Origin of the sequence: Chryseobacterium sp. MEBOG07, from assembly GCF_021869745.1 — a bacterium.
Taxonomy (GTDB): domain Bacteria; phylum Bacteroidota; class Bacteroidia; order Flavobacteriales; family Weeksellaceae; genus Chryseobacterium; species Chryseobacterium viscerum.
The window spans coordinates 3,106,980-3,125,533 of the sequence record NZ_CP084579.1 but is presented as its reverse complement, the minus strand read 5'-3'; the positions used below and the strand labels follow the sequence as shown (position 1 = coordinate 3,125,533).

Sequence of the window (18,554 nt, the reverse complement as noted above, 5' to 3'; positions counted from 1 at the left end):
ATTCGGATTCAATAAAATTTGTTATTTTTAAGAAATTTATTTTTTATGAAAAAAATACTTATTCCGCTATTTGCCATGGCTGTAGTAACCAGTTGTGGATCGGCAAACATATCTGATGGGAATGCTTCACATCCTGTTTCCACAAAACATAGTAATGCATTTAACAATGCATACAAAGTGATAAGCGCTGAAGCTTTAAAAAAGAATCTCTACGTGATTGCTGCAGATGATATGGAAGGAAGAGATACGGGAAGCAAAGGACAGAAAAAAGCGGGTGAGTATATGATCAATTATTATAAGAACCTCGGAATTTCAGGGCCTAAAGCATTAGGTTCCTATTATCAGAAGGTTCCGTCAGAATTTATGAAGAAAAGAGGCGGTGGAAACCTTTCTGATTCTGAAAATATTCTGGCTTTTATTGAAGGAAGTGAAAAGCCAGAAGAAATTGTGGTTGTTTCAGCACATTATGATCATGTGGGAACAAAAAATGGAGTGGTATACAACGGAGCTGACGATGACGGAAGCGGAACTGTTGCTGTCATGGAAATTGCCAAAGCTTTCCAGGAAGCTAAAAAAGCAGGAAAAGGACCTAAAAGATCTATTCTGTTCTTGCATGTTACAGGAGAAGAACATGGATTGTTTGGTTCAGAATATTACTCCGAGAATCCTGTCTTTCCATTAGCCAATACTGTTGTTGACCTTAATATTGATATGATAGGACGTGATGATCCTGCTAACAGAGGAAAACAATACGTCTATGTGATTGGTTCGGAAATGTTAAGTTCTCAGCTTAAAGTGATCAATGAAGCAGCAAATAAGAGAACCAATAACTTGGAACTTAATTACAAATATGATGATTTGAATGACCCTGAGCAGCTGTATTACCGTTCAGATCACTATAATTTTGCCAAACATAATATTCCTGTAGCATTCTTCTTTGACGGTATTCATGAAGATTACCACAAACCAGGTGATGATCCTGAAAAGATAGATTATCAGCTATTGCAGAAAAGAACCCAGCTTATTTTTACAACCGCCTGGGATATTGCCAACAGAGAAGAAAGAATTGTTGTTGACAAGAAATAACCACCAGTTTTATTTTGGATTGGTTCTACCCCTTGTCAAGGTTTTAAACCTTGACAAGGGGTAAGAAAAACACTTCATGCCCTTAATCAACAAAACAATCACCATGAATATAGTAATCAGAGAAGCAAAACCAGAAGACATTCCGCAGATTCAGGTGGTAAGAAATTCTGTGAAGGAAAACACACTCTCAGATCCAGGATTGGTTACTGATAAAGATTGTGAAGAATTTTTGTTTCAAAGAGGAAAAGGATGGGTAAGTGAAGTGGAAGGTCAGGTTGTAGGTTTTTCTATTGCGGATCTTAAAGACAATAATATATGGGCATTGTTTGTACATCCTGATTTTGAAAACCGGCGAATTGGCAGAAAACTTCATGATATAATGCTCGACTGGTATTTTGAACAGAATAAAAACTATGTCTGGCTTGGTACTTCGCCTGGGACAAGGGCTGTAAACTTCTACAGGAAATCCGGTTGGAAGGAAGCAGGAACGCACGGAAAAGGAGAGGTTAAGTTTGAAATGACTTATGAAAGTTGGAAAAATAAAAATATCATGAAATCTCCGCTAAAATCAATCAGACCGTTTATTGGTGCACAAAATTTTGAAAACAGCAGAAGATTTTATAAAGATCTTGGGTTTGAAGAAGTTGTGCTTGAGCCTAAGCTGTCCCTTTTTATACGGCAGGAAATAGGTTTCTATCTTCAGGATTATTATGCAAAAGAATGGGTTGACAATACCATGATTTTTATGGAAGTTGCCGATACAGACGAATTCTGGAAGGAGCTTTTGTCTTTAGAGCTTACAGATAGATATGAAAATGTAAGACTTACTCCTGTGAGAACGATGGATTGGGGAAAAGAGTGTTTTGTACACGATCCGTCCGGGATTTTATGGCATTTTGGTGAGTTTTTTAAGGAAGAGAAAATATGATTTACGCATTTGATACCTATTATTACGAGGATTATGCTAATACAGTGTGTATTGCATTTGAAAACTGGACCTCTGAAAAAGAAATAGAAACTTTTATAGAAGAAACTCCTGTGACTTCAGAATATGAAAGTGGAGCTTTTTACAAAAGAGAATTGCCCTGTATTTTGAGCCTGTTAAATAAAATAGCATTAAAACCGGAAGACATTATCATTGTTGACGGATATGTTACCCTTGACAACAATGGGAAAATTGGCTTAGGCGGACATCTTTATGAAGCACTGGAAGAAAAGCATCCTATTATTGGGATTGCAAAGAACGATTTTACAACTCCCGATTCACAGCGGAGAAGTGTTTTCCGTGGGGAAAGTAAAACACCGCTTTTTGTAACGGCCAGAGGGTTTGATGTAGATGAAGTTAAGCTAAAAGTAGAACAAATGCATGGAGATTATAGAATACCCACGCTGTTGAAAAAACTGGATCAACTGAGCAGAACATAAAAAATTAAAGTCTTACTGTAGAAAGTAAGACTTTTTTAACATCATCAATATACCAATCGGTATATTTTGCTATCTTTGTATATCCCCCTCATCAATAAAAGAGGGAATTTTTTTAATAAAAATAATACCAATCGGTATATTGTAAAATAATGTCTTATGAAAGAAGTATTTATAGTGGCAGCCAAAAGAACCCCTGTTGGTGGATTTATGGGCAGCCTTTCCGGATTTACAGCAACTCAATTGGGTGCTATAGCAATACAGAATACGTATGAAAGTATTGGGCTTGCTCCTGAGTATGTAGACAGTGTGTATATGGGAAATGTTTTAAGTGCTGGATTGGGCCAGTCACCGGCAAGGCAGGCAGCTGTTTTTGCAGGAATCCCTGTGGATAAAGATGCAACAACGATTAATAAAGTCTGTGCTTCCGGAATGAAAGCTGCAATCATTGGCGCTCAGCAGATTCAGCTGGGGCTGGAGAATATCGTTATGACGGGCGGAATGGAAAGTATGAGCAATGTTCCGCACTATACGAAACTCCGTCAGGGAACAAAGCTGGGAGATACCAGTCTTACGGATGGCCTCATTAAAGATGGCCTTTGGGATGTATATAATGACTTCCATATGGGAAGTGCTGCCGAACTGGGAGTGAAAAAATATGGGCTCACCAGACAGGAACTTGATGAATATGCATTACTTTCCTATCAGAGAGCTCAGGAAGCCGCAAAAAACGGGAAATTTAGTAATGAGCTGATCCATGTATCCTTTGAAACAAAAAAGGGAACGACGATCGTGGATAAAGATGAAGATATTGATAAACTTATCGCTGAGAAAATTTCCCTGCTGAAACCTGCATTTGAAGCAGATGGAACATTGACAGCCGCTAATTCCAGTAATTTGAATGACGGAGCTTCTGCAATAGTATTAGGATCTTCGGAGGCTATAGAACATCATCATCTTAAGCCATTGGCAAGGATAATCGCTTATGCAGATGCAGCCCAGTCCCCGGAATGGTTTACGACTTCACCTTCTTTAGCCATTCAAAAGCTTCTGAAACAAACTGGTCTTAGCTTATCTGATATCGATTTTTTCGAAATTAATGAAGCTTATTCTTCAGTCATTCTGTCCAATCAGAAAATTCTTGGGTATGATTTGAACAAAGTAAATGTGTATGGCGGAGCTGTTGCATTAGGACACCCGATTGGTGCTTCAGGAGCAAGGATTATCACAACACTGGTCAACGTCCTGCATCAGGAAAAAGGGAGATACGGTATTGCTGCCATCTGCAACGGGGGCGGGGGAGCCTCAGCAATTCTTATTGAAAATATAGGATAAAAGATGTAAAATTCCCTCTATTTCTTATTTTAAAATATAAAATACCTTTCCTGCGAGTACAATTTCGGGGAAGGTATTTTTTATATAACAAATTGATTATCCATGAGTAATTTGAATTATTCCATGCGTAATAATCAAGTATAAAACGCTTATTTTTGATAAGCTGATAAATATCATTACGTTGTTATTTTTATTAATTCTAAATAAACATAAATTTGTATCAAGAAATTTAAACAAGAAAAATGAAAAAATAACTACTCTTTCTGGTATTGTACTTTGCTCACTGATGAACGCCCAATTACAGTATTGTATGCCTGCGTTTCAGTATGGAGCAGACAGCAATATGATCAGTAATGTTACTTTAGGAACGATTAATAATTCGTCACCGGTTCAGTCCGGGAATGCACAGATTTATGAAAATTTCACTTCAATATCTACCGATCTGCAGTCCGGGAACTCTTATCCGATATCAATAAAAGGTCCTTCCAGTACATTTCCGAGCGATGTAGTTGTTTTTATAGATTTTAATAAGAACGGTAATTTTGATGATGCCGGGGAAAGCTTCTATATCGGAAGACTGGCAGCCGCTAATCCAGCCAATGCTTTTACAATCAGCAATACGATAACCGTTCCTGCCAATGCTGCCAGTGGAAGCACAAGGATGAGGGTTCTTAAAAATACAAATGTTCAGGCTTACTCCAATCCCGCAGCGGCTAACTCTATCAGTTCAGCTTGTGATTCCAGTTTAAGAGCAGGACAAACAGAAGATTATACAGTGAATATCATAGGGAATACAGTAAGTTTCCCAGCTCCTTACTGTGGAGCAGAGAATGTGACCAGCCTTACAGTAAGTGAAATAAGCAAGGTAGAATTTGCCGGAACTGTTAGAAGCAGTGCTATTGATGGCAACTCGGATGTTCTTGAAAATTTTACAGCGACTGTCTTTACGGTCAACCGTGGAAATAGCTATCCTATAACGGTTACAGGAGGTACCCATGGGCAGAATACCGTATCAGCGTATGCCTATATTGATTTTAACCATAATAATCAGTTTGATGCTGATGAAAAAATTGACCTGGGATATCTGGACAATTCCAATCCGGTTTCTAGTACGGAATCGGGAGTTACGTCAGCTAACATTACCATTCCGGCAGGTGCACAATTGGGAGACACTCGTTTCAGGCTGGTAAAAGCTTATGAATCCAGTTCCTGGATGGGAACTTTGGAGAACCTTCCATGTCCTTCAGGGTGGTTTATCGGTCAGGTTGAGGATTATACACTTAAGATTCAACCGGAAAGTCTTTCAACAATTGAAGTTTCTAAAGGAGCATCAGTAAACGTTAAAATATATCCAAATCCTACAACAAATACCGTAACTATCAAGATGAAGGAAGGATTGGAGAAATATGAAATTTATAATATGTCAGGGCAAAAAATGCTGGAAGGTAATTCGATGACCGTACATATGGAGAGCTTAATATCCGGAACATATCTGATAAAAATTCTTACAAAAGATCAAAAACTCATTACAGAAAAGATTATTAAAAATAGACACATCATATCTAAATCATATCCATATCAATTTTTGTTTTTATCGACAGGTTCTTTACCTGTCGGTTTTTTTATTTTTGGAATCACTGTAATCCATTTGTTTAAAGGGATTTTAATTAAAACGGTTTATTGCCATAAGGAAAATACATGGACTACAGCGAGGATATTTTTAGGAACCAGGTCCCAGCAAATTCATAAGATCCTGCTTGGATAATCCCTGGAATTTTTTTCCATCGGTTGTAAGCAGATTTTCGGCCAGCTGTTTTTTCTTTTTTTGAAGCGTAAGGATTTTTTCCTCCACAGTATTAGAACATATCATTCGGACAGCAATTACATTTTTGGTTTGTCCGATACGGTAAGTACGGTCGATGGCTTGATTTTCAGCAGCAGGATTCCACCATGGATCTACCAGATAAATATAATCGGCCTGGGTTAGGTTGAGACCTACACCGCCAGCTTTTAAACTAATCAGGAATACCCGGATATTTTCATTTTTCTGAAAATTCGCCACCTTTTCTCCTCTGTCTTTAGTCTGTCCCGTCAGATATTCAAACTGAATATTGTGATGTTCCAGTTCTGTCTTTATAAGATCCAGCATTCCCACAAACTGTGAGAAAACAAGAATTTTATGATCTTTTGATTTCCCAAGGATCTGTTCCATCAGAATTTCGATTTTAACGGCATTTTCACCGGAATATCCCTCTTTCATCAGAACAGGAGAATTACAGATCTGTCTGAGCCTTGTAAGCCCCGTAAGGACGTGCATGCTGTTTTTATTCAGATCATCGTCATCATTGGCAGCGATAAATTCACGAAGCTCCTTTTCATAAGCATCGTATATCCTGCGCTGTTCCGCATTCATCTCACAATAGATGACCGTTTCTGTTTTTTCCGGAAGCTCTTTGGCCACCTGTTTCTTCGTTCTTCTGAGGATGAAGGGCTTTATCTTTTGCTGAAGTTCCATCGCACTTTTACTGTACTCGAACTTATCAATGGGAATGGCATAAATATCTTTAAAATACTGTTTGCTTCCCAACAGTCCCGGGCAGGCAAATGAAAGCTGGCTGTAAAGGTCAAAAGTACTGTTCTCAACAGGAGTTCCTGTCAGAACAATTCTGTTTCTCGATTGAAGGAGGCGTGCTGCTTTGTATCTCTCGGAATTTGGGTTTTTAATGGTCTGTGATTCATCCAGAAAAATATAATTGAAATTAAAATTTTTCAGAAATCGAATGTCAGAAAGGATCATTCCATACGTCGTAAGGACTACTTCGTAATCAGGCATATGAGCTGTTGTCTTTGGGCGGTCTGCACCATAATGCAGTCCAACTTTTATAGAAGGCGCAAATCTTCTGATCTCATCCTGCCAGTTGAAAAGCAGGGAAGTGGGAACCACAATAAGATTGGTGGTATGTCCCCGTTTCTCCCTTTGTGATAGAATGAAAGCAATGATCTGAATTGTTTTTCCAAGCCCCATATCATCTGCCAGACATCCTCCGAAGTTGAACCCGTCAAGAAAATTGAGCCAGTTCAGTCCGTCATGCTGGTAATCCCGCAGCTCAGCATTCAGCTCAGCAGGAATATTGACCTTGGGAATCGCTTTTCCTGTCGAAAATTGAGTCGAATAAGACGTTATTTCATCCTGAACTTCTTTACTCAGGACTTCTTTTTCAAATAGCGAAGAAACCTCAGTAAAATTGATTTTAGGAATCTTCAGAAGTTCTTCGTCAATTTCAGCTGACTGGAAGTAACCCGCTATCTTTTCCATCCATTCTTCAGGGAGAATTCCCAGGCTGCCATCATCCAGCTGAACAAATTTACTTTTATTGCGAATGGCCCTGTGAAGTTGTTTTAAAGAGGCTTCTTTGGGCCCAAATGCCACCTTTAGCTTAGCATTAAACCAATCCAGTCCGCTGGTAATCTGAATGTTGATCTTGGCCCGGTGAGAACTTAATTTATTGTTTTTTAATTCATTAAAACCAAGGATAGTGATCCCTTCGTTTCTCCAGATCTCAAATGCTTCAAGAAACCAATTGTTATCCAGGAACTTATCTCTGTGAAGATAAAAATACTGGTATCCGTCCATCTGCTCTTCAAAATCAGGATGCTGCTGCATGATGAGGGACGTAAAACGGGCTTCTGCAGATTCATTTCTTTCTATTTTAAATGGGTTTCCATTCTGATCCGTATCAAAAAGCTGCTTTCGGGAATAGACAGGAACTTCAACGTCTCCGTATTTCATAACGGGCGTAATTCCTATATAATTTTCCTGCTGACGAAGGTAAACGACTTTTTCGATCTTATAATTTTTATCTTCAAGCTGTACTTTTGTTGCAGGCTGTATATAGCTGTAATTAATATGAATACGTTCTTCAATAGCAGAGAGGGTGTTCTGCATAAATGCTTCGTATTTTGAAGAATGAACGAGTAAAATTTCATTATTAGCCTTAAAAAACCTAATGATTCTGAGCATGTCAGGATGATCTACAAAGCTGAAAGTGTTTCGGTTATAAACAAAATACTCATTTCTAAGAACAATATTTTTAAAAGGAACAGAAATGTCATTAAACTGTAACTCACCCGTTATTTCATAGAACGGATCTTTCTTAAATACAGATAATTGGACCTCTGCATCTAAAGTGTTTAATTCAACATGGGAAAGTGACTTTGCGGAAACGGTTTCTGCAATTTCGCGGTCATGATAAAAGACTTCCAGCCCCAGAGGATTTTGTACAATGAGCTTTAAAGCTTCCAGTTCTGCAGGATTGTAATCCTCGTTGTAATTATTCTGAAAAGAGGTAATCGCGGTGTAAAATTTGATGTCTGCAGGCTTTTCTGCTTTCCATATCAATTGCATGGCATCTACAGGAGTCACAGGATTTTTTATTTTCCCGGTTTGCGTTGTTTCAGCTTCCATCAGAGAAAAAGTCAGGTGGTTATAATACCGGTGCTTGCCGATAACCAATATCTGTTTTTTGCCTGTTTCCAATACTGCCAGTTCATCCAGTTTAGACGGATGCTGCGGAAGAAGATCTCTTGTAAGCATATCATCTACAGGAAGCATTTCCTTGATCTTAGGAAGTATTTCAATGCTGCCATTCATATATTCCAGCTGAAAATAGAGGTCGAGATCTGGTTCATTTTCCAGACCATATCCTTTGGCTTTAGGAATAAGTGTCTTTTTGCGGAGGGTCTCATCAAAAAAAAGGCGGTAATTTTTATCCTCGATAATACAGTGGATAATTTCTGCCTGATGGGAACAAAGCTGGTTTTTCGGGTTGTCACAGGTACAGGAGCAGAGTAGTGAACTGCCGATTCTGCTGATCGTGACAATGGGAAAATCCTGGAGTGAAGATTGTTTGGTAAATATTCCTGTATTATTTTCAATAGCAACAGGGTAGATCTCACGAAAATCCCTGATTCCGATAAATGTGCTGTCTGAAGTATGTTTCAAGAGATCATATACAGAAAGTGTACTGATATTGATGTTTTCAAGAATATATTCTGCCATAAGAATTGATAAAGCAAACTTACAAAAAACAAATCTATTTTGGAATCCGTTTTGGCTACAGCTTACTGCATTTTGGCAACTCTTATGATTCTTTCAATGCTGAACTTTGTCCTGTAATTTTAAACCAAGAAAAATGAAAACAATTTTTATAACAGGTGCTTCTACAGGATTAGGAAAAGCAACTGCCCAATTATTTCAAAACAAAGGATGGAAAGTAATCGCTACCATGAGAAACCCTGAAGCGGCAGCTGACCTTGCTGCTTTGGAAAATGTAACTGTTCTTCCGCTGGATGTTACCAATCCGGAACAGATACAGTCTACCGTGAAGCAGGCGCTGGAACTTGGAGCCATTGATGTGGTGTACAATAACGCAGGATATGGCTTAATAGGACCTTTGGAAGCGCTTTCTGACGATCAGATCGTAAAACAGCTGGACACGAATTTATTAGGGGTTATACGCGTTACACAGGCATTTATTCCTTACTTCAGAGAACAGAAAAAAGGAATGTTTATTTCTACAACGTCTATTGGAGGACTGGTTGCCTTTCCGTTAGGTTCTACTTATCACGCTACCAAATGGGCGCTTGAAGGATGGAGCGAAAGTTTAGCTTTTGAACTTAATACGTTGGGAATTGATATTAAAACCGTTTCTCCCGGAGGAATCAAGACCGATTTTGTAAGCCGTTCTCTGGATTCAGCATCCAGTCCTGCTTATGAAGACATGACCAATTCTCTGTTTTCTAAAATGGAGGGAATGATGGAAGCCGCTTCTACACCTGAACAGATTGCAGAAGTTGTATTTGAGGCAGCTACAGATGGCAAAAAACAGCTGAGATATGTAGCCGGAGAAGATGCAAAAGCGATCTATGCACAACGTCTTGAATTAGGTGACGAGGCATTCAGAGAGCAGTTTGGGAAACAGTTTATTTAGTCAGGTTTTTGGAAGACAGTATAAAGTAAATGACATTTATACTGTCTTTTCCATCAAATAATTTATAATTTTATATTATGGAAAAGAAAGATAATATTCCTTTGAAGATTTCATCCATATCGGAACTTCATGACATGCTGCAGCTTCCCAAACCGCTTCATCCATTGGTAAGCCTTGTGGATAATACAAAGATGAGCATCAATAAGGATATGCTGAGGAGAAGTTTTATTATGAATTTTTATAAAATCTCTTATAAGTATTCAACCATTGGGAAAATGGGGTACGGACAAGGGTATTATGATTTCAATGAAGGGGGAATGATGTTCACATCGCCCGGGCAGGTTCTTTCAACCGATGAGAACGCTGAATACTGCGGATATACTTTACTGGTACATCCGGATTTTATCAGAAGCTATCCATTGGCAAAGAATATCAAGAACTTCGGTTTCTTTTCTTATGATACCAATGAGGCTTTGCATTTGTCTGATCAGGAAAAAGCTACCGTAACAGGACTGCTGAACAATATTGAAAATGAACTGAATACCGCTATTGATGAAGTGAGCCAGGATGTCATTGTTTCTTACATTGATGTTCTTCTCAATTACAGCAATCGCTTTTACAAGAGACAGTTTATTACAAGAAAAGCGGTAAATAATGATTTATTGACCAAAATGGATACGGTGCTGGAAGATTATTTCAATAAACAGGAAACGTTAAATAAAGGCCTTCCTACAGTAGAATTTCTGGCTTCCACGCTCAATCTTTCTCCCCATTATCTGAGCGATATGCTCCGTAATCTGACGGGACTGAATGCTCAACAGCATATTCATGAAAAACTGATTGAGAAAGCTAAAGAATATCTTACCACAACAGGCTTCTCGGTATCCGAAGTTGCTTATGCGCTAGGATTTGAACATCCGCAGTCTTTCAATAAACTGTTTAAAAAGAAAACAGACAAAACACCTCTGAGTTACAGACAATCATTCAATTAGATATCATACACCCGGTTCAAATACCGGGTGTTTTTTTGTTGACAAAAAATAATAATCGGCGGTTTTCTGACATGGGCACGTCTGTTTTCTGATCTATTGGTTAAAATGGAACATAAAAATGACAAAAACGGACTAGATTTTAATGGGTGGGCGTGCCTAACTTTGCAAAAGGAATTTTTATCACCCTGTTATAATGAACGAGAGAGAATCTTTTAATGCCAAAATGCCGACAGCCTGTTTCTTACTTTTCTTTGCCCATGGGCTTGTTTTTTCTTCCTGGGCCAGCCGGATTCCTATCATCAAAAATGCACTTTCTATCAATGAAGCAGAGTTGGGAACACTATTGCTTCTGATGCCGATAGGGCAGCTTTCGACGATGGTTTTAGCCGGAAAACTCATCAGTATTTATGGAAGCAGCTGGGTGATTAAAAGGTGCTTTCTATTGTATCCTTTTTTTCTTTTATTAATTGGTTTAGCACCTTCTTACTGGACTTTGGCTATTGTTCTGTTCTTTTTTGGTATTTCCGGAAATCTTTGCAATATAGCGATCAACACACAGGCTATTGAAATAGAATCTATTACGAAAAGAACTCTTCTTTCATCATATCATGGAGCCTGGTGCTTTGCGGGGCTTACAGGAGCTGTTATTGGTTTATTAATGATTAATCTTCATGTAGGAACCTTTTATCATTTTGCCATTGTTTTTATCGCTGTTGGTATACTTTGGTTTTACAGTAAAAGAAACCTGACCAATATTATTCATAAAGCAGAGCCACAGACCCGGTCAATTTTTAAATCAGTAAATCCTACATTGTTTGGATTGGGCATCATAGGATTTCTGAGCATGGCTATTGAAGGGGCCATGTTCGATTGGAGCGGGGTGTATTTCCAAACGATAGTTAAAGCACCTGAAAACCTTGTCATACTGGGGTATACAAGTTTTATTTTAATGATGACTTTAGGTCGGTTTGTCGGGAATAAAATCATTGAAAAATATGGAAAAAAGATTGTTCTTCAATGTTGTGGTTTACTGATGAGTGGAGGTCTTTTTCTAAGTGTTTTCTTCCCGGAGCTATGGATTTGTATCATTGCTTTTATGATTATTGGTCTTGGAAGTTCTTTGAGTGTGCCGTCTGTTTACAGTACCGTAGGGAAAGTAAGTACAGTGGCTCCAAGTATAGCACTATCGTTTGTGTCCAGCATTTCATTTTTAGGATTTCTAATGGGGCCGCCTCTTATCGGGTACATTGCTGAAAGTTTTGATCTCCGATATTCATACGGTCTTTTTGCCTGCTTTGGAATTTTACTGGCAATTATGGCCGGGCAGATGAAAGTATTCAGTAAGAAAAGTTAATCTCTTTTGTAGGGTAATTTTGACATCTATTAGGCGGTTTTTGACATGTTTCAGTGCATGAAGGAAGATTAATATTGCATTTCAAAATACCGTCTTTAAAATCTTGTTATCTTTATTCAAAATTCGTTGCTATGAAACCGGCCTCAAGAATTTTAACTGAATCTGTTATCGACAATTCTTTTTCCGTAAAACGGCTGGATGATGATGTTCCTTATTCTGGACATTTTGTAAGGCTCAATTATCATCATATTGTAATAATAGAGCGTGGTAGAGGTGTACTGACAGTTGATCATCATTCTTTTGAGATTGCAGGTCAGGAAATTTTTCTGTTGTCTAAAGGCCAGATCTGCAAGTTTGAAAATGATCCGGCTATTTGCGGTTATCATATTTCCTTTGGAGATTGTTTCTGGGAAAGAGTCCCTTCCAGTGCCAGTAATTGTAAAGCTGTATTGTTTAATAATGCCTCGGCCAATCAGAAGCTAGAACCGGAGCAGACTGAAATAGAAGAATTTTTAACGTTGTTTAAAAATTTACTGACGGAATACAAAACTCCTTCTTATACCAATCAGATGGATGTGCTGGCTGCCTATTTAAAGATCATTATGATCAAACTGGCGAATGTGAAAATTGTGAAAGAGGAAACTTTCGACAGTCAGGATTACATCATTTACCGCAAATTCATGGAGCTGTTAAGCAGTCAGTATCATAGCCTGCATGCAGTAAATGACTATTCAGAAATGTTGAATATTACCCCAAGAAGACTGAGCGAACTGTGTAAGCGGTGTAGTAATAAAAGCGCAAAGGAAATCATCAACGGGCAAATCATTGCGGAAGCCAAAAGATTACTCCAATTCAGTTCCCATTCTGTAAAAGAGATTGCCTATCAGCTTAATTTTGGTACATCAGAGCAATTCAGCCACTTCTTTAAAAAAAATACAGAAATATCACCGGTAAGCTATCGCAGTCATTTTATTCATATCGGAGTTTAAACGCTGCGAAATTTTGACATGTCATCGGTATTTATTGATATTCCCAGAGGTCTGTAATCAGAATACCTTTGGTTAAAATTAGATAAAGCTATGTCAGTAAATCGTATGAAAGAAGTAGCCGGAATTATCATTCCGGACAGTAAAATTGCAACAGAAGCAACAGAACTTCTATTGGAACACGGAACAGAATTTATTTATAACCATTCCCTTCGTGTTTTCCTCTTTTCCTCACTGAACGCCAAACGTGAAAACAAGGCTCACGACTCCGAATTGTTATACGTTGCATCCGTATTCCATGATCTGGGGCTGGTTTCCCATTACAGCAGTCCGGAACTGAGATTTGAGGTAGATGGAGCCAATGCAGCAAGAGACTTTTTAAAAGGTCACGGTATTGCCCAGGATAAACTACAATTGGTATGGGATACCATTGCACTTCATACCACCATTGGAATTGCTGAGCATAAAGAGAATGAAGTAGCCTTAATGTATTCAGGAGTAGGACTGGACGTGATGGGAGAAGGATATGAAAACCTGAGTACAGAACATCGGGAGGAGATCATAAAAGCTTTTCCGAGAAATGATTTTAAAAAGAAAATTATTCCTACATTTTTCGGTGGTTTTGAGCATAAAACAGACACTACTTTTGGAAATATAAAAGCCGATGTCTGCGCTTTCATGATCCCGAATTTTAAAAGAAAAAACTTCTGCGACTGTATTTTACACTCCCCATGGTCGGAATAAGCTGATATTTCTGCCTGAAAATGATAATTATTATACTATCATTTTAAGCTATTGAAAAACAGATTTTTGTAACAGCCCGAAAATAAACGGGCTGTTTGTTTTTAACAGGATTTCAGTTATATCCAGTTCTCTATAAGATGAAGCCAGACTGCCTTTTCTTCATTCAGCAGAAAGACAGCAGATGATTTTCTTTGGGTTGTCGTTTCTCCTGTAATCTGAGTTTCAATATAAGCAGCAAGTCCATGATGATCAGTATCATTCACTTTTATATTTTCGACCTGAATACTGCGTTCCGGAAATTTTCCAAATACACCCGGAAGCCACTCTGAAAGCATAGATAAGGTCACAATATCTCCATTTCCATTGATCATTTTGAATTCCGGTGAAAATCCGGACAATAATTCTTGATAAAGATCTTCCTGATTTTCTGTTTTTCCCTGGAACCATTTCTCAATATTCTCATGAAAACCTTCTATTTCCTGAATGATTTTTTCTGTATTGCTCATATTTAAATGTATATTATTTTTTGATTGTAAACTATTTTTTAATTCATGATTTTTCTTAATCTGCTCCCTGCCCATATTCCGATGAGTTGAAAAGCACCAATCATTCCTACTGCGGCAACAAATGCTTCTGTGAACCCCAGAACTTGAATCAGATTAAAGAATAAAGTCCCAATAACGGCTCCTCCTGTGACACTTCCAATCTGAATGCCTATACTTACCAACCCCGAAGCTTGCCCTGCTTTATCTCTGGAAACCAAAGAAATTGCAGTGCGCATCATCACAGGCATAATGGTACCATGCCCGAATCCGGCAATAAACAGGGTAATATGGGTGATAAAAGATGGTTTTTGCTGAAAATAAAAAGCTACTGCACTCATCACAAAGCCTGCCATCAACAATCCCAATCCTATGTGGATCATTTTGGGAGCTGTGAGCTTTATCCGCGAGGTAATAAGAGGGGCCAGAAAAAAGGCAAGTCCGTAAGGAACTATGGCGAGCCCTGTCTGCATTGAGTTTTGGTGGAGAAACTGCTGCAGATAGTAAGGATAACAAATGAATAAACCCGCCGTGAAATTGTAGAAGAAAATAATCAGAAGGCTTAATGCAAAAGGTTTCTGCTGTAAAAGCGCCGGATCTATAAGGACAGGACGATTTTTTTGCAGTTGTTTCTTCTCGTATTGTAAGAATGTAAGTAAGAGTGATATTCCAGCAAAAAGAATCCCGAAAATCCACCAGGCCCATTCAAATTTCTGTCCGAAAATAAGAGGACAAATAAGCATCAGCAAAGCGGTGATTAATAACAAAGCGCCTATAAAATCTATACTTGCCTGTTCTTTCTTATGACTATCTTCCATGGTAAAATGTATACCCAAAAGGCAGATGATCGTAATCGGTACATTCACTAGGAATACCATCTCCCATGAAAAAGAGCCCCAATGCATACTTAGAAGAAGCCCGCCAAGCAATTGTCCAATCACAGATGCAAGACCAAATACCGAACTGAAAAGACTTACAGCCTTAGGTTGCTCCTGATTGCTGAAAAGATCCTTTATAGAAGCCAATACCTGCGGAGCAAGCAGTGATGCGCCAACCCCCTGAAAAAGCCTGAAAATAATCAGACATGTAACATCAGGAGAAAAAGCACAGGCAAGAGATGAAAACAGAAAAATATATAATCCTGATATGAATACCTTTTTACGTCCATAAATATCCCCAAGCCTTCCGCCACACACCACAAGTGCAGCATAAGTAAGTCCATAAATGGCAATTACCATCTGCAGCTGATGATCACTGGCTCTGAATGCTTTTTTGATAGAAGGTAAAGCCATATTGACAATAAAATAATCCAGAGGGGAAAGAAATGCCCCTGCGATCAGAAAATTGAGAGCCTGCCATCGTTTTGGATATGCGTTCATAATTTTTTTATACAAAAATACCCCGTTGTTGTTCTGTTAAAATTGTACTTTTGGAGGAAAAACCAGTGCGTAATGAAAGGAATACATCTTGAAGAGATTGATGTAAAGGAAATAAAACTGAAAGAGGAAGAGATCACATTTAAAACAAAGACGTTTCTTTCATTCGTTTATATTGTCAAAGGAAATGGTACGTTGAGGTATGATGACCGCAATATCAATTTTACGCAGGGTAAACTGTTCATTATTCCGCAGCAGGAGGTTTATCAATTTAAAAGTGAAGCGGCTCAGCTTATCAGTATCCAATGTCCGATTGAGTTTATTGATAAAATCCGTCTGGAGGCAGATCGTATTGAAAGCTGTGAGAATCTATACAAATTGCAATACATCAGTAATAATTACCATGCCCGGGCAGGCTGTGTTTTCCGCAATAAAAATGATGAGCATTTTGCAGAAACCCTTATCCTGCAGATTGCCAATGAGTTCAAAAACAACGCGGAAGACTATCTTATTATCCGCAACTGTATGTCAATTCTGCTCAATCTTATTGCCCGAAATATCATTCAAAGTGAAACATCTGATCTTCAGGAAAACCGCAAAGCTTTTTCCATCATGAAGATCATTGCTTATATTCAACAGCATATAAAAGACCGTGAAAAAACCGGAATTCAGGTTATCGCTGATCATTTTGGAATTTCAGGGAATTATTTCGGGGAGTATTTTAAACAGCAGACCGGAATTTCCTATCAGGATTATTTGTTGGATTACCGCCTGAAGCTTGTAGAAACATATTTGAAATACAGCAGTGTTCGATTGAGTGAAATTGCCTATGAACTCCAATTCAGCGATGAAAGTCATTTGTCGAAGCTTTTTAAAAAGCATAGGGGAGTAACTCCGGGTGAATACAGGAAATTAAAACTATGATTGAATGAAAAGAATTTTTGTGAGTCTTTTTTATTCAAGCCTATTCAATGCACGAATTATAAAACCTGAAGCTCTTTAAAGACCTCAATAATGGCTTCAATAAGCCCTTTATCTATAGTTTTTTCCGAAGCCAAATCTGGTAACAGCGCTCTTAGGTCACCATGGTCATCACGCTCAATAACCACTTCAGTGCCATCCACATCTACATAAAGCTTATATCCATGAGAGAATGTAGCAAGCTTTCCATTGAAAAGCAGTTCTTTACCCTTATAAGTTACTGGTACTTCAAATTCTTCCATTGCTGTAAGTTTCTATTGATTTAAATTCCGGGTAAATGTCGGAAAATTTTAATTCATATTATCATACAAATTGTAATGATAAAGCCAAAAAATACAAATTGCTAAAATTATTTATAGGGTAAAATCTGTATATTTATCATTAGTTACGAAAGCATTTCTAAAACAGGAATGCCCAATGGAATTGAAACAAACCCCTATGAAAAAAAAAATCACCCTTTTCTGGTTCAGACGTGATTTGAGGCTGGAAGACAATGTCGGTCTGCATCACGCCCTTCAATCTAAAGCTCAGGTATTGCCCATTTTTATATTTGACAGCGATATTCTCGGAAAACTGGAAGATAAGGAAGATAGAAGAGTAGACTACATTCATCAGGCTTTGACAGGTATCAATACTGAATTAAAAAAATACCATTCAGCAGTCAATACTTATTATGGTAAGCCCATAGACATATTCAGAAAATTATCGGAAGAATATGATATTCAAGGTGTTTTCTGTAACCGGGACTATGAACCTCAGGCTATTGAAAGAGATAAGGAGGTCTATTATTTTTTCACAGAAAAGAATATTCCTTTTAAAGCCTATAAAGACCAGGTCATTTTTGATAAAGATCAGATCGTTAAAAAAGATCGTTCTCCCTATACCGTTTATACCCCTTTTGCAAAAAAATGGAGGGAGGCATTAACTTCTGAACAGTATAAGTCTGTAGAATTAAATCTTGACAATTTCTTTCTGCAAAAACACGCTGATATCCTCACATTAAAGGAAATCGGGTTTACAAAAACAGAGTTTAATTTTATAAAACCTGTTCTGGAAGCTTCAATTATAGATGATTATGATCAATACCGTGATTATCCGGCCTTGCAGCATACCACACAACTAGGAATTGCTTTACGCTTTGGAACGATCAGTATCAGACAATGTGTGGCTTTTGCATTGAAGCATAATGCGACATGGCTTTCGGAATTGATCTGGCGCGAATTTTTTATGCAGATTTTATATCATTTTCCTCAGGTCGTTCATCAATCTTTCAAAATACAGTATGACAATATCAATTGGCGGAATAATGAAGAAGAATTCAAACACTGGTGTGAAGGAACTACAGGATATCCCATTGTAGATGCCGGAATGAGGGAACTTAATCAGACAGGGTATATGCACAATCGTGTGAGAATGATTGTGGCGAGCTTCTTATGTAAGCATTTACTGATCGACTGGCGATGGGGAGAAGCCTATTTTGCCTCAAAACTGAATGACTATGATTTGTCTGCCAACAATGGAAACTGGCAGTGGGCGGCAGGCAGCGGTTGTGATGCAGCTCCTTATTTCAGGGTTTTCAATCCTACTGCTCAGGTCGAAAAGTTTGATAAAGAGTTTCTTTATATTAAAAAATGGCTTCCAGAATGGAATACACCAGCATATCCGGCTCCGATCGTAGAACATACCTATGTCAGGGAAAGAGCTTTAGCAGAATATAAAAAAGGATTGGCATAAATAATAGAGGAT

Annotated in this window: 16 protein-coding genes; 12 read left to right on the top strand and 4 right to left on the bottom strand. The window is 38.1% G+C overall.

What is annotated here, in order from left to right; all coding sequences use genetic code 11:
* The first annotated feature begins 45 nt into the window (after positions 1-45).
* The 5 genes from LF886_RS14440 to LF886_RS14415 all read left to right on the top strand — a co-directional run bounded on the left by LF886_RS14440 (position 46) and on the right by LF886_RS14415 (position 5,608).
* On the top strand, positions 46-1,086 hold the full coding sequence (locus LF886_RS14440) for a M28 family metallopeptidase (protein WP_236850192.1): 1,041 nt from the start codon (positions 46-48) through the stop codon (positions 1,084-1,086).
* Between the two features lie 103 nt (positions 1,087-1,189).
* A complete protein-coding gene (locus LF886_RS24050) occupies positions 1,190-2,014 on the top strand; it encodes a GNAT family N-acetyltransferase (RefSeq protein ID WP_317207631.1) in 825 nt (274 codons plus the stop codon).
* Positions 2,011-2,511 carry an endonuclease V gene (locus LF886_RS14425; RefSeq protein ID WP_236850191.1) on the top strand — a complete coding sequence of 167 codons (501 nt, stop codon included), beginning with the start codon at positions 2,011-2,013 and terminating at the stop codon, positions 2,509-2,511. Before LF886_RS24050 ends, LF886_RS14425 begins: the two co-directional genes overlap by 4 nt.
* Before the next feature lie 156 nt (positions 2,512-2,667).
* A complete protein-coding gene (locus LF886_RS14420; protein ID WP_236850190.1) occupies positions 2,668-3,843 on the top strand; it encodes an acetyl-CoA C-acyltransferase in 1,176 nt (391 codons plus the stop codon).
* A 286-nt stretch (positions 3,844-4,129) separates the two neighbouring features.
* Positions 4,130-5,608 (top strand): T9SS type A sorting domain-containing protein, encoded by a 1,479-nt coding sequence (locus tag LF886_RS14415; RefSeq protein WP_236850189.1) that lies wholly within the window; start codon positions 4,130-4,132, stop codon positions 5,606-5,608.
* Here LF886_RS14415 and LF886_RS14410 read toward each other — a convergent pair.
* Entirely contained in the window at positions 5,564-8,902 is a 3,339-nt protein-coding gene (locus LF886_RS14410; protein ID WP_236850188.1) for a DEAD/DEAH box helicase, read from the bottom strand. The genes LF886_RS14415 and LF886_RS14410 overlap by 45 nt on opposite strands.
* A gap of 133 nt (positions 8,903-9,035) precedes the next feature.
* Here LF886_RS14410 and LF886_RS14405 point away from each other — a divergent pair, with 133 nt between their 5' ends.
* The 5 genes from LF886_RS14405 to LF886_RS14385 all read left to right on the top strand — a co-directional run bounded on the left by LF886_RS14405 (position 9,036) and on the right by LF886_RS14385 (position 13,909).
* A complete protein-coding gene (locus tag LF886_RS14405; protein WP_236850187.1) occupies positions 9,036-9,833 on the top strand; it encodes an SDR family oxidoreductase in 798 nt (265 codons plus the stop codon).
* Positions 9,834-9,910: 77 nt separating this feature from the next.
* Positions 9,911-10,825 (top strand): helix-turn-helix domain-containing protein, encoded by a 915-nt coding sequence (locus tag LF886_RS14400; protein WP_236850186.1) that lies wholly within the window; start codon positions 9,911-9,913, stop codon positions 10,823-10,825.
* A 193-nt stretch (positions 10,826-11,018) separates the two neighbouring features.
* Entirely contained in the window at positions 11,019-12,179 is a 1,161-nt protein-coding gene (locus LF886_RS14395) for an MFS transporter (protein ID WP_236850185.1), read from the top strand.
* 131 nt (positions 12,180-12,310) lie between these two features.
* Complete coding sequence (locus LF886_RS14390; protein WP_236850184.1) at positions 12,311-13,168, top strand: AraC family transcriptional regulator; 858 nt, start codon at positions 12,311-12,313, stop codon at positions 13,166-13,168.
* Between the two features lie 90 nt (positions 13,169-13,258).
* A complete protein-coding gene (locus tag LF886_RS14385; RefSeq protein WP_152288551.1) occupies positions 13,259-13,909 on the top strand; it encodes an HD domain-containing protein in 651 nt (216 codons plus the stop codon).
* A 116-nt stretch (positions 13,910-14,025) separates the two neighbouring features.
* Here LF886_RS14385 and LF886_RS14380 read toward each other — a convergent pair whose 3' ends face one another.
* A complete protein-coding gene (locus tag LF886_RS14380) occupies positions 14,026-14,415 on the bottom strand; it encodes a hypothetical protein (protein WP_236850183.1) in 390 nt (129 codons plus the stop codon).
* 38 nt (positions 14,416-14,453) lie between these two features.
* Complete coding sequence (locus LF886_RS14375) at positions 14,454-15,830, bottom strand: MFS transporter (RefSeq protein ID WP_236850182.1); 1,377 nt, start codon at positions 15,828-15,830, stop codon at positions 14,454-14,456.
* A 72-nt stretch (positions 15,831-15,902) separates the two neighbouring features.
* On the opposite strand from LF886_RS14375, the gene LF886_RS14370 reads away from it, so the two are divergent.
* Positions 15,903-16,751 (top strand): AraC family transcriptional regulator, encoded by an 849-nt coding sequence (locus LF886_RS14370; RefSeq protein WP_236850181.1) that lies wholly within the window; start codon positions 15,903-15,905, stop codon positions 16,749-16,751.
* 56 nt (positions 16,752-16,807) lie between these two features.
* On the opposite strand, the gene LF886_RS14365 is transcribed toward LF886_RS14370, so the two are convergent.
* The gene (locus tag LF886_RS14365; RefSeq protein WP_124531131.1) at positions 16,808-17,050 is read right to left on the bottom strand and encodes a hypothetical protein; all 243 of its coding nucleotides are present in this window, start codon (positions 17,048-17,050) and stop codon (positions 16,808-16,810) included.
* Between the two features lie 196 nt (positions 17,051-17,246).
* Between LF886_RS14365 and LF886_RS14360 the strand changes: the two genes are divergently transcribed.
* Positions 17,247-18,542: a cryptochrome/photolyase family protein gene (locus LF886_RS14360; RefSeq protein ID WP_236850180.1), complete on the top strand. Its 1,296-nt coding sequence runs from the start codon at positions 17,247-17,249 to the stop codon at positions 18,540-18,542.
* Positions 18,543-18,554: the final 12 nt, after the last annotated feature.